The sequence below is a fragment of the Acinetobacter sp. YK3 genome (assembly GCF_001729365.1).
GTDB classification, from domain to species: Bacteria; Pseudomonadota; Gammaproteobacteria; order Pseudomonadales; family Moraxellaceae; genus Acinetobacter; species Acinetobacter vivianii.
Genome location: NZ_LZPJ01000001.1, coordinates 84800 through 102748 on the forward strand (window position 1 = coordinate 84800; position 17949 = coordinate 102748).

Consider the following 17949-nt stretch of genomic DNA (forward strand, 5'->3'; position numbering starts at 1 on the left):
AAAATAAAAAGCACTCGGTACTAAAACCAAGTGCTTTTTATTTAAAAATTTTTATTTGCTAGGAACCGTTTCAATGACTTCATCTAGGACATAACGGATACTTGAGCCATCAGCTGGTGGATTCGGGATGTCATATTCTTTAACACGAATGAGGACTTGTTCATCGCTCTTATGCGTAAAACCTTCGATTTCTGCATAGAAATTTTCCCAATCTTTGCTCTTATATGTTTTTTGCCCATCTTTATAATCAAGTTGTTTAACTTGTAAGCAATCCATTTGTCCTGCTCCAGCATCACATTTTTGAGTTTTTGGAGAAATCTCAAGATATGAAACTCGGCTAGGCGTTTGCTCTGCTCCCGTTTGTGCAGTGACAGATTTATCTTCAGTTGTGGGTTTGGTCTCAGTCTGTTTATTCGCTTCTTTTGAACAAGCTGTTAGCGCAATTGTTGTTAATGCTATAAATAAGATTTTTTTCATTTGTTTTCTCAATTATTGAAAAGTCTCATCATAAAAGAAATCATAAGAACTGATGTTAATAAAGTGTTAACTAATTATCATTTTTATTGAGCAATCTAGTATCTTTTTTCTAAGATATTGGGTGATATTCCTAACCAACTGAACGTGTTTTATTCCATTTCGACTGGTCATTGTAGAGAATAAATATATAGCGTGAGTAGAAGTATCAATTTCCATACTATCTTCATCCTATCAATTAAATATAAAGCTCAAAGAGCCAAGCCATACACGCTAACTCTCTGAGCAAAATAACAATTAGGGATTGACTGTATTATTTGGCTGTTTGATTAAATTCTTTAAAATCAGCTTTACGTATTTTTGCGTGAATTCCTTTGGTTTTATCCACCACCTGCGAAACCTCAAAATCTGTGGCTGCACTTAGATAAGCATAAGCAAGCGCTTCGTCAATGCCATATTCCTGATTTAAAAAGCGAATTGCTTCACGAGTCGACTTTTTCATAGCTTCATCTAAATCCTCATCCAGTCCTGGCGTAATCCAGAATTCTGCATTCTCTGCCAAAGGCTGCACAATTTCCTTACCAGGGATTTTATCTTTGCCTGCTTTTAATAAGGTAAATTTAAGGGTTGCACGAGCGGATGCTTCTAGCGCTGTCAGCGCAACTTCACCATCACCCTGTGAAAAATGGCTATCGCCTGTATAGAACAGCGCACCGGGAACTTGTACTGGATAATAAATGGTTGATCCAGCGCCTAACTCGTTGATATCAATATTACCGCCATACATTGCAGGCGGGACAGAATGGACAGGCTCAGATGTATTGGCCGCTACTCCCATAATGCCCATAAATGGATAAAGCGCGAAACGAATCGCTTTTCCTGATTCTGTTTTAAGTACGCCTTCATATTCACCTTTGGCGTTCTTTTCTATCGGAGTAAATACTGAAACATTCCCATAACGTTCTGGGTGAGCAGCAGATGCATTTTCTTGTTTAGGTGTTTTAGGAAATTCACCCACCAGTGCTCCTTTACCATGACGATTGGAAATAACGCCGTAAGGAACACGAGGTTCAACTTTAATGACTTCGACTTTTAAAATATCACCGGGTTGTGCACCTTGAATTTCAACAGGTCCAGTGACGATATGCGGGCCATCCTGATGAAAATCATGTTTTAAATTAGATTTCGTAATTGTTTTTGCTTCATCGAGAATATTTTCAGCTTTTACACCTTTCGATTTAAAATATTTTTCTGCATCACGCCCTTGATCCTCCAATAAGCCTTCATGTGAGACCGTATCAAAGGTCACCACACTTCCTGATGGAACAGCAATAACAGGCTTGGCATCTTTATTGGGTAAATAGCCCCAAGTGATGGTCTCTAAAGTCGAAGGAACATAATAATTGCCTTTATAGTCACCATCTTTTAGCTGGACAGGTTTATTTGAGATCTGTTTAAGAATATTAAAACTTTCTGCGTAAACCGTTGACGTCGCAAAACTGCTGAGAATGACAAAAGAGAGGAGCGAGCGCTTAAACATAAAACATATCCTAATGAATTTTAAAAAATAACGGATATGTTTAGAGCAAATTTTATGCCACGCTAAAATTTGATTTTATTGGATAATTTAAATGAAAAATGCACTATATTCACATAATAGCTGTCTAATCTAGTGCATTAGCCTCCTAACAAATCAACAGCAACCTATATTCGCCATCTTTTTCAATAGGTGCTCTATGAATACAAGGCAAGACTTGTTGGGTTGGATGATCGACGGCTAAGCGCCAAAGATGTCCCACACCTAAATTGACTGGTTGTGCATCAGGCTGGGCCTGATAATGCAAATCAAAAAAGTACTCTTGCAAGAAATGCTCAAATTCAGCTTCTGGCCCGTCATGTAATTTTCTGAGCTGTTCTCTGGTTTCTGGAATTAAAATCTTTTGTTGCGCCTGATCATTGGGCAGGATTTCGCTAGCAGCACCATGATAGGTGCATAAAAATGTGTCTGTTTCGATGGGTGAACGATCAACGTGATAGGAATACACATCTGTGGAAATGAAATCCAGTTCATCATCGCGTTCGTAACTTTGAATTAAATTAAGCGCAGGCGAAGCTCCAAGATCAGCTAATAATTGCATATCATTTAAGATCATTTCTCTTGCCAGATGACCTTGTACTGAAAGTTGCAGTGCCAAAAGATCTTCTATTGAAATTTCTGTAATGTTCTCTTTTAACTGAAGTTGAGCCACAATTTCTTTAAAATCGCCAACCAAATTTCTGTACCAGCAAATAGCATTCATCTCTCCTTGAAAATGGGTGCTTATAAGTTCGGAAAAAGTAGAAACCATTCCAACTTGTTTGTTGTTAGAGAGCGTATTGTTCATAACAGAAATAAAAAAGAGACTATATCCAATAATATTACACTTCATTTTAAAGATTTTTTTATTTTGAGCTATAACAGGGAGCTAACTTGAGGCTCTTAGGGGAAAATAAATGATCTATAAAATGATATTTATGAAAATCATCTGCTTGCCTCCACCATTCTTAAAATTAAAAAAGAGCTTAAATAAGCTCTCTTTTAGTTCCAATGGACTTATTTACAGCTAAAGTTTTCAGCTTTTTCGCTATCACCCTGACCATTGTAACGGGCAATCAGGGGGTAAGGACAAAGTGGACGGGTACGGTCTGGTGCCCAATCTTGCGGAAGTTCAGTATTCACTTCACCACTTGGGTTGCCTGTACCGCGCGCAGTCGCAATGATACGGTCTGGTGCCTGTCCATATTCAACCCAGTTGACTAAAGTGGTTAAAGCATCAAATTGGTCGGTTGCAATGCCACCACGGGAATGGTTCATGCCCGGAACTCTAAAGAAACGTGCAAATTCAGGTGCTGTGCCTTTTGCATCATTTTTATAGTGTTGTAGTAGTTGATCGTACCAATTTTGAGTGTCATCTACAGAGAAAACGCCGTCTGCTGTGCCTTGTACCACAATCATTTTGCCACCGTGATTACGGAGTTTATCCAGATTCAATTCATCGGGTGGTATCATGAATGACATGGAGCTTTCAGTGTAAATATCATTAGTTGCCGATAGTTTTGGATAGTCGGTATCGAAGTTAAAATTAAAGGCAAATTGTCTAGAGTTTTGCGTCACGGTTGGGTCTGGTGGAACCTGAAACAGAATGCCGACTGCAACAGGATCACGTGCTGTTCCTACCGAAGATTCGAATTTCCAGCTTGCCCAGTTACTGCCGACTAAACCGGGGTCGAAAGGCTGAGTTGCATAAAGTGCTTGTCCAGCAGAATTTACAGGGCCACGGTAAATGTTGGCTACTACATCAATTTGTTCAGCGCTTAGGCATGTGCCATCTCTTGTGTTTGAGCAAACAAGTACATCTTTGTGAATATCAAAAGCCGTACGGCAAGCCTCAACATCTTGAACTAATCCATCGGCAACACCGTCTAAAGCATCGCATCGATCTAAAATCGCTTTTGCTAATACTTTACGTTCCGAAAGAGTAAGAGCGGTACTTAGGTCATTTTCATCTGTTGCAACACGACGAAGTTGCTGCGCCGTGTAGAGTTGAGCCGCGGCCGCACGAGGTAGGTGAAAACCCGGTGTACTTGCTAAAATTCCATCATATTGGTCGCCCAAACGGGTTGCAGCAATCATGGCATGACGCCCGCCGTTAGATGTACCACCCGCATAGGAGCGATCTGGCAATTTACCATAGGCGGCTTTAATTAGGTTTTTTGCCATAGGTGTGAGTTTGGTAATCGCACCGTAGCCGTAGTTAATTCTGGCTTGAGGATCTAAACCAAACATTGGATTTTGTGAAGCATTATGTCCTGCATCGGAAGAAATAACCGCAAAACCATCATGTAGGGCATTGGTCAGTGGGCCACCGCTGCCGACCTGACCTGTTGCAGGTACTAAATTGCCATCGGTTCCGCCATTGCCTTGATAGAGAAAACGGCCGTTCCAATCAACAGGTAAGCGCATTTCAAAACCAATTTGATAGGTTTGTCCATCGACTGGGCTTACACGTTGGTCCATATAACCTTTGACCAAACAATGAGCGCCAATCGGTTTGTTGGCCACAGTCAATGTGCCTGCTTCTTGAAGAGTAGCTGAGCTAATGACGGTATTATTGTATTGAAATCCAAGTAAGTCGGTACAGCTTCCTGTCATTTTTACGCCCACAGCAGGAGATAACTGTGGTGGTTTGGTTGTTGAAGGAACCGTTATGTCATCATTATCACTTCCACAGCCTCCCAAAGCGCCAAGCATGGCAAGCACTAAAGAGGAGCGGGTCAAAATTCGTTTATTATTGGTGTAATTCATTTATTCATATCCTTATTGAATGAATGGTCGCAATTAATCTAAAACCAGAAAATTAGCTGTGCTTCGTGCAATCATTTTGTTGTTTTGCCAAGCTTCACTTTCGAGATTCAGTACGGTTTTGCCTTGTTTAATGAATCGGCATTTTGTAATGACTTCGCCCACAGCACAGGGTCTTAAAAAATCCATCGTTAAGTTGATGGTGGTGGCTGGTTTACGGCCATTTGCAAGAAATGCAAAAAGCCCCATTACATCGTCAAGCATCGCGCAGATCATGCCGCCTTCAACGGTGCCGCGTGGATTGATAAAGCTTTCTAGCGCCGTGTAATGGATGGTGAGTTCAGTATTTTTTTCATTCCAATGAATATTGTGTCCACCCAAATGGTGATGAATTGGCGGTAAATGTTCTAAAATTTTTGGGTCCATAGTGAAGGGTCCATCCTTTTTGTTGGTGTTATAAAAATTATTATTTCAGGGTATAGGCATCATAAATAACCGCTTTACCCAAGCGCATTGCACTCCCTACTGCAACGGTCTGGTTAAGCCATGCATATTTAGGTGAGCTGGTTTCAAACTGCATGGTGATTTTGAAATAGTAATTTTTCGGGTCGACATCTTTGCCTTGGGCAAGCTGTTTTAGCGTTTCGGCCGAGCCATGTCGGTAACCTTTGGTTTGAAGGTAAATAAGCGCACCATCATCGGTTTCTAACAAATATCGTGTATCAATAATGGCTAATCCTTTACTGTCGACAATTTGCCAATCTGCGCCATTATTTAAAATGCGGCCTTTAAGTGATTTCCCTGCAAATGTCCCACCTGTAATCGGAATAATTCGGCGTTTACCTGCATCACTGGTTGTACCTAATTCCCAAACAGGGGCATTCAGATCAACACTAAATTTTGCTAAAGGCTCAAGTTGAATAGGTGGTGGGCTATATTGCGTTTCGGCATGAGTCAGGGCAATTAGACTCATTCCGCAGAGTAGTGTTACAACTTTCTTCATGATGGATTTCCCGAAATAAAAAGAGGTTCTATGTGCCACAGAACCTCTTGTTTTGAATTATTTAAATTTCCATATGTAGTCGATGTTGATACGGGTTTCATTTACAGGTTTGATGTTGGCCGTAGAGAGCATGTTGTTGTCATAAATGGCATAGCGCGCGCGTAACCCTAGATTTTTTAACCAGCCACTTTGAACGGTGTAACCTAAATCAAAGTCTGTTTCGCGCTCTTTTAGATTGGTACCACCTAAGTTGGGTGCATAAATATTGTGACCTGTGGTGTAACGGGTCATAAAGCGTAAACCTGGTACATAATCTTTAAAGTCATATTCATAACGGAAGCTATAGGCTTTCTCTTTTGGGTTTAAAAACTCACCTGGCCATGTATCAATGAGTAAGCCAGTTTCACCTCCAGTCAAATACGGGAAAGCAGTGTCGCCGTGGTGTTGGAAAGTCCCAAAAATAAATTTATGGTTTTGATGTTTGAGTTCGAAATGCGCATGGTAAAGGTCATTATCGACTAAGCCTGCTTTTGCTTGTCCGTCATCGCGGCTGCGGTAGTAGCGTAATTGTGAACTCAGATTGGTGCTGTCATTAATTTTATATTGATGTAATACACCGACCAGAGTCTGATTATATAGATCATCAACATCCATATAAAAAGCGGTGAGCTTAAATGTGGGATTGAGTTGATAGTTCCCGCCTAAATAATAGAGCCCATCGGTTTCAGCACCTTTGAATCGTCCATTCACGCCTGAAATTTTAATTTTTTCGTAGTCGGTCGAATCACGATGATTCACTTTATCGAGATAGGCTGCCTGTAAGTCGAAGTCTTTAATATCTTTACTGGTCAGTGAAATACCTCGATAGGTCTGAGGAAGCAAACGAGCAGGTGAAGCCACTAGAACAGGATTCATCGGCATGAGCGTACCGATGCGTAGCTCGGTCTGGCTCATTTTGGCTTTTGCGGTAACCCCAATTTCTCCATAAGAATCGGCGGGTTCATTGGTGACCGCATTTCTGAGTAAATTGCCAGTACCAGCATGTTCGGCATCGGCATCCAGTTTAAAACCTGCTGTTGCCAGTACATCCAACCCAAAACCGATTGTCCCTTCGGTATAACCTGAGTTGGCTTTGAGAATAAACCCTTGCGTCCAGTCCTTGGCAGCGGGGTAAGCGGATAGCTCTTTATAGTCACGGTCAAAATAGAAATTTCGTGTGGTGAGTTCTACTGAGCTGTTATCAATAAAACTGCCCGCCCAGACCGAGCCTGAGAGCATAAGGGTAGAGTACATCCATAATTTCGACATCGCATTTCTTCCTGAAATATCATTTTTTTGTTTTCAATAAGGCATGATTGTTGTGTCTGCCTGATTTAGTTTTTAAAGCGAATTATTTTCCGAGCAGTTCTCGGGCCACGATTTCCTTCATAATTTCATTGGTTCCCCCATAAATTTTTTGTACCCGTGCATCCACAAAAAAGCGTGAAATCGGGTATTCCTGCATGTAGCCGTAGCCGCCAAAAAGCTGAAGCAATTGATCAATCACTTCACATTGGACATCGGTGATAAAGCACTTCAAGGCGGCAACTTGAGTGACGCTTAACATGTGTTGTTGATATAGCGCTGCACATTGATCTACAAAGGCTTGAGCAGCCTTTGCTTTGATTTGTGCGTTTGCGAGTACAAAGCGCGTGTTTTGCATTTGACTTAAGGGCTGTCCGAAAGCTTTACGTTCCAATACATAGTCTTTGGTGATTTCAATAGCCCCCAAAATTGATCCCAAAGCCATCATAGAAATGCTCAAACGTTCGCGAGGTAGCTCTTGCATTAAATAGGCGAAACCTTGTCCTTCTTCACCCAAACGCTGAGTTGTAGGCACACAGACATCATCAAAAAACAGTTCAGCTGTATCGTGGGCATGCAGCCCGATTTTTTGTAAAGAGCGGCCTTTTTTGACGCCGTCTAAATCAGCATCAACTAAGAAAATTGAAATACCTTTTGCTTTGGCTTGCGGATCGGTTTTCGCCACCAGAACGATCAGATCGGCATGTAATCCATTTGAGATAAACGTTTTTGAACCATTAATACGGTAGTGGTCATTTTCTAAAATCGCTTGAGTACGGATGGCCTGTAAGTCTGAACCTGCATTGGCCTCTGTCATGGCAATTGCAGTGACGACTTCACCTGTAACCATTTTCGGTAACCAATAACGTTTTTGCTCTTCGGACCCGATATTTTGTAGGTAAGGAGAGACCAACTCATTTTGTCCACCAATCGCGACTGCCAAAGATGCAAAGCCAGCTTGAGCAGTTTCTTGAACCAGCATGAGTGAGTAATGAACAGGAGCGCCGTAACCGCCATATTCCTCGGGCACATCCACACATAAAAAGCCATTTTCCCCAAGACGAAGCCATAGCTCACGTGGGATGAGGCCATCGTGTTCCCACTGTTCATAATCCGGAGCAACCTGTTCTCTTAAGAACCTGCGATAGCTGTCCCGAAATAGTTCAAATTCTGTATCGTGTGGCATGTTGAACCTTTTTTTTGGCAAAAGTGAGGCTAAGGCCCAAACCGAAGTTTGAGCTTCCTTTTTTATTTCAATTGCTTATTGTTTTAAGGTGGGCACCCGAATAATCAGCGGGTTTTCGGTCTGCTTTTGATAAAGCTCATCAATGAAAGCAGCACGACGCCTGGTTATATTACTTTGATTGAGGTTGCCTTTATCGGTCACTTCGCCTGCATCGAGTTGAGGTGGCTCGGTCATTAAATAAAGCATTGAGACTGTATTTGAGCTACCAGTCGCATCTTTATTAAAGGTCGTTAAAAATTGGCGGAACCATTGCTGAACTTTAGGATGCTGTAGTATCTCTGCTGGAGAATGTTCGCCCAGCTTAAGGTCTGCATGTTGAGCACACGCATCTAGTTTTGGAAAAATCAGAAAGCCAACCGCATTCAGGTTTGAACCTGTAATACAAACATCTTGAACCAGTAAATTACCTTGAATGAGCACTTTGTTGCGTAGTGTGCCTACATTCACAAAAGTGCCTGTATTGAGTTTAAAGTCTTCGGCAATTCGTCCGTCGTACATTAGGCCTTTAGTTGGATCATTAACATCGACTAAACGAACAGCATCACCCGTATGGAAAAAGCCTTCATCATCAAACACAGTACTTTGTTGGTCTGCCTTTAAGCGCCAATAGCCTTTCATGACATGTTTGCCGCGAACACAGAACTCAAGTTTGTCACCACATGGAACTAGCTTAATTTCGCATCCTGGAGCAGGGTAGCCAATAAAGCCAGCCATTACGCGTGGGCCAGTTGTAAAAGCACAAGAGGGAGCAGTTTCAGTCATGCCCAATCCGCTCATGATGCGAATTTTTTCTCCGCAATGTTGCTGAGCAATTTTATCGAGTCTGTTCCAGCCTGCTTCTGAAAGCGCCGCACCTGCAAAGAATAAAATTTTAACTTTGGCAAAAAAGCGGTCTCTTAATTCTTCATCTTTTTCTAAAGCTTCGGTGAGTTCTTCCCAGCCTTTTGGCACATTTAAATAAACGGTTGGAGAAATTTCTTTGAGGTTACGAATGGTCTCGTCAAATTTTCCTGCAACGGGTTTGCCATCATCAATGTAAATCGTACCGCCGTTATAGAGTGCGATACCGACATTGTGACTGCCGCCAAATGTGTGGTGCCAAGACAGCCAGTCCAGTAGGACAGGTGGTGTTTCTTCAAACTCAGGGAAAGTCTGCAATAACATTTGCTGATTAACACACAACATTAAATGCGTGGTCGGTACAGCTTTAGGCAATTTGGTTGAACCTGACGTAAATAAAAATTTGGCAATCTGGTTTTCATCAAGGGTTTGATAAAACTCTTGTACATTTGAAACTGGCGTATCTAATAGCGACTGAAAAGATGTGCAGATCTGATCACCCACAATCCCTTTATTAGTCACCACTTCAATGTCGGATGTAATACATGCCTGAATCGCTTTGGCAAAAGCTTGTCCATCGCTGGCATAAACCATACTAGGTGTAAGCACTTCAAACACATGTTTAAGTTTGCCAAAGTCTTGAGAAATCAGAGAGTAGGCAGGGGAAATAGCAGAGAAAGGCACACCTGCCAGCATGGCAGCCATAGACAGTGTTAAATGTTCAAGATCATTACCACTTAAAATGACCAGAGGTCTTTCTTGGCTTAACTTACGTTCATGTAATGCCTGAGCAATGTGCCATGCACGTTGTAAAACTTCTGCATAACTCAGTTTGACCCATTCACCTTGAGCATTGCGTTTTGCTGCAAAAATATGGTCGGGTTTGGTTTGTGCAAAATGAATTAACCGATCTGTCAGTTTTTGTGGATACGGTTTTAATTGCTCTTTTGGGCTGATATAGAGCGTGTCATCTTTATGGTGATAATGAATATCATGTTGCCCTAATTTTACGAACCGTTCGCGGTCTTGTGATTGAGTGGCATTCATTTGCATTTCTTTCACTCCATGGAAAGCGCATCACTGCGCTTTATTCTTTGCATCATGCAATTTTTATTTAATATATTGTTGTCCGCATTACTCTGACTAAATCGGGTAATGACGTGATTGGGTCTGAATGGTGATCCAGCGTAGTTCGGTAAATTCGGCAACAGAGACTTTACTACCAAAACGTCCGTAACCACTCGATTTTGTTCCACCAAATGGCATTTGAGCTTCGTCATGTACGGTCGCGCCGTTAATGTGACAAATACCCGAATCAATTTGTTTAGCCACTTCCAATGCCTGCGAAATATTTTGGCTAAACACTGCCGAAGAAAGACCAAACTCGCTGTCATTTGCCAGTGCTATGCCTTCTTCAACACTTGAAAAACGTTGAATGGTGCACACAGGTCCAAATGATTCTTCACGGTAAAGCAGCATGTCAGGTTTAATATTGAGCACCAGTGTCGGTTGCATGGTGGTGTCTTCAATATGAATGCCTAAAGGTAAGTCAGCACCTTTGTTTTGAGCATCTTCCAGCAAATGCTGAATACGGTTTGCAGCGCGGCGACTTTCTAACACACCAAGTACATTGTCTTTTGAGGTTGGATTACCTGCCCGAATAGCGCGGGTTTTTTCAATCAGTTTTTCAATAAATTGGTCGGCAATATTGTCTTGAACCAAAACACGTTCGGTCGACATACAGATTTGCCCCTGATTAAAGAATGCTCCAAAAGCAACTGCATTTACGGCTTCATTAATGTCAGCTTCATTTAAAACCACAACAGGGGCTTTACCACCCAATTCAAGTAAAACAGGTTTTAAATATTTAGCAGCAGTCTCGGCAATAATTTTTCCGACTTTGGTTGAACCCGTAAAATTAATACGCTTCACGGCTGGGTGAGAGACTAAACGCTCCACGATTTGTGGTGCATCTTCAGCGGCATGCGTAATCACATTCACCACACCTTCACCAAGACCTGCTTCATGTAACACTTCACCAATGAGACGATGTGTTGCTGGACAGGCTTCCGATGCTTTTAACACTACCGTGTTACCACAAGCCAAAGGCATAGCAAGCGCACGTGTTGCCAAAATGACAGGGGCATTCCAAGGTGCAATGCCAACAATCACACCACAAGGAACTCGCACACCCATCGCAAGATTGCCCGGCACATCTGACGGAATGAGGCTTCCGTCAATTTGTGTGGTCATGGCTGCTGCCTCACGTAACATGTTGGCAGCAAGATGAACGTTAAACCCATACCATGTTGCAGTTGAACCTGTTTCTTGCATTCCAATTTCAATGAATTGCTCGGTCTTTTGATCCATTAAATCGGCTGCTTTTAATAAGCGTAAACGGCGTTCGGTAGGCGAGAGTTTCGACCATACTTTGAAAGCTTGTTGTGCCGAATCGATTGCACGATCAACATCTTCCAATGTTGCAGCAGCAGCTTTAGTTGCCACTGATTCATCAATAGGACTAATACGCTCAAAAGTTGCTTTATTTGATGCATCAACAGATTGACCGTGAATAAGTAACTGTACATTTTGCATGGGTTGTGTCCTTACATTGCCATTAGAGAATCAAAAGTTAACCAGTACGTTTATAGCTCTGTAAACCCGGTTTAATTGATTTTTCATCTAAAAATTGTTTCAAACCTTCTTGGCGACCATTTTCTGTATCGCGGTGGATACATTGATCAAGTTTGGCATATAAGTAGTCTTCGTTTTGATCCCAAGTCAGTTCACGACAACGCTTAAAGCCATTTTTAGCGGTACGAAGAACCACAGGGTTTTTCTCAAGTAGACAGTTTGCAAGCTCAGTCACTTCTGCTTTTAGCTGTTCAAGCGGTACGCTTTTATTCACAAGGCCCATAGTTTCGGCTTCTTTACCATTAAAGGTTTTACCCGTCATGATGTAGTACAAAGAGGCACGGTGACCAACAGTGTCTGCCATTGCTTTGCTTACAAGGTTACCTGGCGGGATCCCCCAGTTAATTTCAGATAAACCGAAAGTTGCTTCATCTGCTGCAATTGCGAGGTCACAAGCCACTAAAGGTGAGAAACCGCCTCCAAAGCACCAGCCGTTGACCATAGCAATGGTTGGTTTTGAATACATGCGAAGAAGTTGCCACTGCCAACGGCATGAGTCACGGCGAATACGTTCTTGATAAATTTCTGGTTGAGTATCGACTTCGCGGAAATATTCTTTCAAGTCCATGCCTGCTGTCCAAGAATCACCTGCACCTGTCAACACAAGCACACGTGCATCTTGATCAAGTTCTATCGCTTCAAGTACATCAATCATTTCGCGATTGAGTGTCGGGCTCATGGCATTTTTCTTTTCTGGGCGGTTTAGTGTTACCCATGCAATTCCATCTTCAACTTTAACATCTACTGTTTCCCAGCGGTTTTCATAACTCATCTTCATACTCCTTGAATGATTTTTTGCTGTTCTGGGATTTAATTTAATATCAGTTAAACTTACATTCAAGTCTTTTTTATAAAATTTCATAAATATTTTATAATTTATTGTATTTTAATAAATAATTAAATTTATTAATAATTTAATATAAAAATATGTTGATTTTTTAGTAAGTTTAACTGATATTTTTGGTGTGTTTAAACAATAATACACAAAGGGCTAAATGGAACGACTAGTCAATAAAGGACAACACAATGGAAAAAATATCAGGACAGCCTTCAAGGGCAAAAATAACGTTGCTACTGTGCTTTGCCATAGCAATTTTTGAAGGGTTTGATCTTCAGTCAATGGGGGTAGCCGCTCCACGAATGCGGGCTGAGTTTATGTTAGACAATGCCCAGATGGCGTGGGCATTTAGTGCTGCAATTTTAGGGACGTTACCAGGTGCGATATTAGGCGGTCGGTTTGCTGATATTGTCGGGCGTAAGAAAATTCTAATTTTTAGTATTTTACTTTTTGGAATTATGTCTTTGCTAACGGCTTATGCTGCTAACTTCAGTTTGCTATTACTCATTCGTTTTTGTACAGGTTTAGGAATGGGTGGGGCATTGCCAATGATGATTACACTTGCCTCTGAAGCTGTACCTGACAAGCACAAGGGCACCGCAGTGAGTATTATGTATAGCGGCATTCCTTTTGGCGGATTACTCACTTCTGTGGTTGCGATGTCGTTGGCAGGCGATGCAGAGTGGCGTCATATTTTCTATATTGGTGGGATTGCACCTATTTTACTCATTCCACTGATTATGCGCTTTTTACCTGAGTCAAATGATTACCTGCAACGTAAAGTTCAAGCGCAAAAGACGACACCATTTTTGGAAGTTTTATTTGCGAAAGAGCGTCGTATGTCGACAATTCAACTTTGGGTCAGTTTTTTCTGTACGCTCGTTGTACTGTATTTCTTATTGAATTGGTTGCCGTTGCTGATGGGCGCGCAAGGCTTATCGAAACTTCAGGCAAACTATGTGCAGATGGGCTACAACGTGGGTGGAATTTTAGGTTCAATTCTCATGGGTGTATTGCTTGATAAATTACGCATGAGTTTTGTGATTAAGCTAATTTATCTCGGCATTTTATTTTCGCTTTGTTCTTTAGCAATATCCCCAACCGTTGCTTTACTTGCACTTTCGGCAGTGGGTTGTGGTTTATTTATTGTGGGTGGACAATCGGCATTATACGGTTTGGCTGCCATGTATTATCCAACCGAAATGCGTGGAACTGGAGTAGGTGCGGCAGTTGCGATTGGGCGGATCGGTTCTTTTGCAGGGCCTTTAATGGCTGGTTTTTTACTTTCACTTGGACAAAGCTCGACCATTGTAATTGGTTCAAGCATTCCAGTGATTTTAATTGCAGCGATCTCTGCATTACTTCTTGTCAAAAAACCTAAACAGCCTGTACATTTAGTACAAAGCTCAGGTGCTCGCTAAGTTTTAACGAAAGTATGGGGGTAGTGCTTCATACTTTCACTACAGATTTTCTTATGATGATTGAAAGGTTATGGTACGTTTGAATTCAGTTCAAAAAAAAGTAGAAGATGAGCCTAAGTTAAGTTACATGATTGCTCGTGTTGACCGAATTATTAGTAAACATTTAACAGAGCATTTAAAAGAGCTTGAGATTACCTTGCCGCAATTTACTGCACTTTCTGTTTTAGCTTCAAAAAGTAATGTATCCAATGCTAAGCTCGCTGAGCGCTCTTTCATTAAGCCGCAGTCGGCCAACAAAATTTTGCAAGATTTACTGGTGAATGGCTGGATTGAGAAAAAACCGGACCCAACACATGGTCGCCGTATTTTAATTACACTGACCGAAAGCGGTATTGATAAGCTCAATAAATGTAACGAAGTGGTTTCAAAAGTTGAGGAAAAAATGCTGGAGGGTATTGATATCAATTTGGCTTATTTAATTCGTAATAACCTCGATATTATGGTGAATAATCTTAAAAACCTTTGAACGAATGTCAGTTGTAAATTAATTTTTAAACTTAATAAAAATGCTTAAGCACTGATTCACACAGAAAATTTATTTCATTTTACAAATGAACTTGCTAGCATCGAAGTGACGTTTTTGGTGATGTGTGGCAGCGAATGTCTTCAGGACAACAAGTTTTACTTAAACTAAGAAAAATGATTATTTCAGGGGAACTTGAAGGCGGTGCCAGAATTGCCGAAATTCCGACTGCCGAGTTACTTGGTGTTTCAAGGCAGCCTGTTCGTATTGCCTTTCGGTTGCTCGAGCAAGAAGGGCTCCTCATTAAAAATCCAACTCGTGGTTACACGGTTCGTGAAATTTCAGAACAACTTGTTCATGATGCACTTGAAGTACGCGGTGTTCTGGAAGGTTTGGCTGCGAAAACTTTGGCAGAACAAGGCCTAAGCGAAGAACAAAAAAATACACTGCAACATTGCATTCAAGAAACTGAAAAACTATTTAATGATAAAGACGAGTTTGGCGACGCTGAATTAGAACGTTATCACCATTTTAATGTCATCTTTCATGACACCATTATTGAAGGTGCACAAAACGTTGCGCTCATCCAAGCCTTAGCGAAAAACAATCAATTGCCGATGGCTTCTGCCCAAGCCATTACCTATGACCAGAATCAGGCTTTGTCAGAATATCGCCGTTTGCACTATGCACATTTGCAGCATTGTTCGATTTTCGATGCATTGGTACATCGTCAAGCAGGGCGTGCTGAAACTTTAATGCGTGAGCACAGCAGTGTGGTGATTTTAGGTGAAACTTTAAGAAATGTTCTCAGCGCTTAAGATGAAAATAAGTTCCTTTATGTTTGAATAAAGGAACTCAAGAATTAAAGTTCAATCACAAGGTTTTTAGTTTTTGCACGAGAACAGCAGGGCGTAAACTGGTCGTTTAAAGCATGTTCCTCATCGGTCATAAATAGATCCCGATGATCTGGCGTGCCTTCTACCACGCGGGTAATACATGTGCCACAAATGCCTTGTTCACATGAAACAGGAATATCAAAACCATTTGCAATTAATGCTTCAGTGGCAGTTTGCTCTGGTAATACTTCAATTCGGCGACCCGTACCTTTCACTTCAATAGTGAAAGCTTCATCGTTAGTCGTATCTACTGTTTGCGCAACAAAATGCTCTTGATGTAACTGTTCATTGTGCCAACCCGCCTGTTCGGCTGAGCTCATGACAAACTGCATAAACCCTGTCGGACCGCATACATATAAGTGTCTATCTGGTGAACTCTGATCCAAAACCTCTGCTATATTACATTCGGTATCTGGTTGGTCTTGAATATGCAAATGGACTTGGTCACCAAAGTGCTCGGTTAAGTTGCCATAGAAGGCAATCATTTCATGACTACGAACAAAGTAGTGTAATTCGAAAGGAATATTGGCGGCTTTAAGCCGATATGCCATCGATAAAATAGGGGTAATACCAATACCACCCGCAAATAAAACTGCCTGTTTGGTTTGAGGATGAATCTCAAATAAATTGCGTGGTTCACCAATCTTTAAATGGTCGCCTTCACGATATTCGGTGTGGATGCAACGTGAACCACCGCGTGAATTGGCATCATGTAAAACACCAATCACATAACGATGCTTTTCAGTGCAGCAGTTTGAAAGTGAATATTGGCGGGTGAGACCGTTTTTCAGATGCACATCAATATGTGCACCTGCTCCAAAACTCGGCAGCTCCGTACCATTTGCTGCAACCAATTCAAATGCACGAATAGTCGGGGTGAGCTGGTGAATTTTTTGAATAATAACGTCCATGTTCATACTCCTTTAAATAATCCGAATGTTTGGAAACTTCTGTATGGACGTTTCAGGAGGTGTTTTATTTTCTTCGGCAAGCAGTCGCTCAATCACCTTACGAGACTGTACACCACCTGCGTCGATGTTGAGCATCAGTAACTTGCGATGTGGATTATTTAAAATATTTTGTTGTTGTTGCTCCAGCATTTCTAAATCTTCAGTAAAGATTTTACCTTGGCCTTCACGAATTTGATCTGTGAGTTCAGCATTGTCTGGCTGGAAGTTGCGTGCCATTCCCCAGAAATACCAATGTGAAGTTTCAGTCTCTGGCGTAATAAAATCGACCACAATTGAGGAAACTTTTTTGTCATTTGGTGCGTGATAACTACCATGTCCAGCATGTGCGACACCCACTTCAATATGCACATTACTTGGCGCAAAGAAGTGACAACGTTGCCAGCGGTCAACAGGTACATCATCTGCCAAGTGATTGCCGCGAAGGGCCATTTGCCAAAATGGAGGTGCAATCACATTTTCCATATAGCGTTCGGTAATCACATGGTCGCCGTCAACTTTAGTGACAGGTAATGATTCATCAATCTCTTTTTGTCCGATGCTGCTTGAGTGAACATAGGTCTCGTGGGTTAAATCCATCAGGTTATCGACCATCAGGCGATAGTCACACTGAATATGAAACAGGCCTCCGCCATAGCTCCATTCAGGATGATCTGCCCATTCTAAAGTTGGCAGTTTTGCTTCATCAGCTAAGGCTTTCTCACCTGGCCATATCCAAATAAAACCGAACTTTTCGACAACTGCATATGCTTTGTTGCAAGGGAAACCATTGACACGTTGGGCTGGCATTGCAACAGTTTTTCCGTCACAACCCATCACTAGCCCATGATATCCACAAACAAGGTTTCCATCTTCTACATAGCCCAGTGAAAGTGGGGCGCCGCGATGGGGACAAAAATCTTCAACGGCTGCAACTTGGTTTTCTTTACCGCGATAAAAAACAATTTTTTCACCACAAATAGTGCGACCTAGTGGTTTGTCTTGGATTTCTTCTGGACGGCAGGCAACATACCAAGCATTTTTAATAAACATTGTGACGACTCCTTATCACTTATTGGATCCAATCTATAATAAATAAAAATAATGGTCAATTGATAAGCAGTCTTTTTTTTGAAAAATATTGATCTTTAAATTTGGTTGTTTTGTGGATTTTTAATTGCTATTAAAGACTTTTGTATTCCTTTTGAGTTTTTGGGAGAAAATTTTATTGGTTTTTATTTGGATCCATTTTTGTATGATTGAAAGCTGAATTGGATCTCATATTTGGAATTGTGGTAAGGAAAATAGGCAATGCTTTATGGATCCATATTTTTTGTTTCCATAGTTATAAATAAATTATAATTATGTTTTTCAGTTGCTT

Annotated in this window: 16 protein-coding genes; 3 read left to right on the top strand and 13 right to left on the bottom strand. The window is 41.3% G+C overall.

Annotated elements, in window-relative coordinates; translation table 11 throughout:
• Positions 1-51: 51 nt before the first annotated feature.
• From A9Z07_RS00360 to A9Z07_RS00410, 11 genes are all read right to left on the bottom strand, one after another.
• Complete coding sequence (locus tag A9Z07_RS00360; protein WP_069576134.1) at positions 52-477, bottom strand: DUF4377 domain-containing protein; 426 nt, start codon at positions 475-477, stop codon at positions 52-54.
• A gap of 310 nt (positions 478-787) precedes the next feature.
• Entirely contained in the window at positions 788-2014 is a 1227-nt protein-coding gene (locus tag A9Z07_RS00365) for an acetamidase/formamidase family protein (RefSeq protein ID WP_069576136.1), read from the bottom strand.
• 145 nt (positions 2015-2159) lie between these two features.
• Positions 2160-2858, bottom strand: coding sequence for a DUF1826 domain-containing protein (locus tag A9Z07_RS00370; protein ID WP_069576138.1), 699 nt, complete (start codon positions 2856-2858; stop codon positions 2160-2162).
• A gap of 209 nt (positions 2859-3067) precedes the next feature.
• A complete protein-coding gene (locus A9Z07_RS00375) occupies positions 3068-4819 on the bottom strand; it encodes a tannase/feruloyl esterase family alpha/beta hydrolase (RefSeq protein WP_069576140.1) in 1752 nt (583 codons plus the stop codon).
• Positions 4820-4852: 33 nt separating this feature from the next.
• Positions 4853-5242: a PaaI family thioesterase gene (locus A9Z07_RS00380; protein ID WP_069576142.1), complete on the bottom strand. Its 390-nt coding sequence runs from the start codon at positions 5240-5242 to the stop codon at positions 4853-4855.
• Between the two features lie 40 nt (positions 5243-5282).
• Positions 5283-5819, bottom strand: coding sequence for a DUF3237 domain-containing protein (locus tag A9Z07_RS00385; protein ID WP_069576144.1), 537 nt, complete (start codon positions 5817-5819; stop codon positions 5283-5285).
• A 57-nt stretch (positions 5820-5876) separates the two neighbouring features.
• Complete coding sequence (locus A9Z07_RS00390; protein WP_069576145.1) at positions 5877-7127, bottom strand: OprD family porin; 1251 nt, start codon at positions 7125-7127, stop codon at positions 5877-5879.
• 82 nt (positions 7128-7209) lie between these two features.
• Positions 7210-8349 (bottom strand): acyl-CoA dehydrogenase family protein, encoded by a 1140-nt coding sequence (locus tag A9Z07_RS00395; RefSeq protein WP_069576147.1) that lies wholly within the window; start codon positions 8347-8349, stop codon positions 7210-7212.
• A 75-nt stretch (positions 8350-8424) separates the two neighbouring features.
• Positions 8425-10311 (bottom strand): feruloyl-CoA synthase, encoded by a 1887-nt coding sequence (locus A9Z07_RS00400; RefSeq protein ID WP_171258930.1) that lies wholly within the window; start codon positions 10309-10311, stop codon positions 8425-8427.
• Between the two features lie 81 nt (positions 10312-10392).
• Complete coding sequence (locus A9Z07_RS00405) at positions 10393-11844, bottom strand: aldehyde dehydrogenase (RefSeq protein ID WP_069576151.1); 1452 nt, start codon at positions 11842-11844, stop codon at positions 10393-10395.
• 37 nt (positions 11845-11881) lie between these two features.
• Entirely contained in the window at positions 11882-12721 is an 840-nt protein-coding gene (locus A9Z07_RS00410; protein WP_171258931.1) for a p-hydroxycinnamoyl CoA hydratase/lyase, read from the bottom strand.
• A 248-nt stretch (positions 12722-12969) separates the two neighbouring features.
• On the opposite strand from A9Z07_RS00410, the gene mhpT reads away from it, so the two are divergent.
• From mhpT to A9Z07_RS00425, 3 genes are all read left to right on the top strand, one after another.
• On the top strand, positions 12970-14202 hold the full coding sequence (mhpT, locus tag A9Z07_RS00415; protein ID WP_069576154.1) for a 3-(3-hydroxy-phenyl)propionate transporter MhpT: 1233 nt from the start codon (positions 12970-12972) through the stop codon (positions 14200-14202).
• A gap of 70 nt (positions 14203-14272) precedes the next feature.
• Positions 14273-14728, top strand: a complete 456-nt coding sequence (locus A9Z07_RS00420; RefSeq protein WP_069576156.1) for a MarR family winged helix-turn-helix transcriptional regulator — start codon at positions 14273-14275, stop codon at positions 14726-14728.
• Positions 14729-14850: 122 nt separating this feature from the next.
• Complete coding sequence (locus A9Z07_RS00425; protein ID WP_086376837.1) at positions 14851-15543, top strand: GntR family transcriptional regulator; 693 nt, start codon at positions 14851-14853, stop codon at positions 15541-15543.
• Positions 15544-15587: 44 nt separating this feature from the next.
• Here A9Z07_RS00425 and A9Z07_RS00430 read toward each other — a convergent pair whose 3' ends face one another.
• On the bottom strand, positions 15588-16532 hold the full coding sequence (locus tag A9Z07_RS00430; RefSeq protein WP_069576160.1) for a PDR/VanB family oxidoreductase: 945 nt from the start codon (positions 16530-16532) through the stop codon (positions 15588-15590).
• A 12-nt stretch (positions 16533-16544) separates the two neighbouring features.
• Complete coding sequence (locus A9Z07_RS00435; protein ID WP_069576162.1) at positions 16545-17621, bottom strand: aromatic ring-hydroxylating oxygenase subunit alpha; 1077 nt, start codon at positions 17619-17621, stop codon at positions 16545-16547.
• Positions 17622-17949 lie beyond the last annotated feature (328 nt).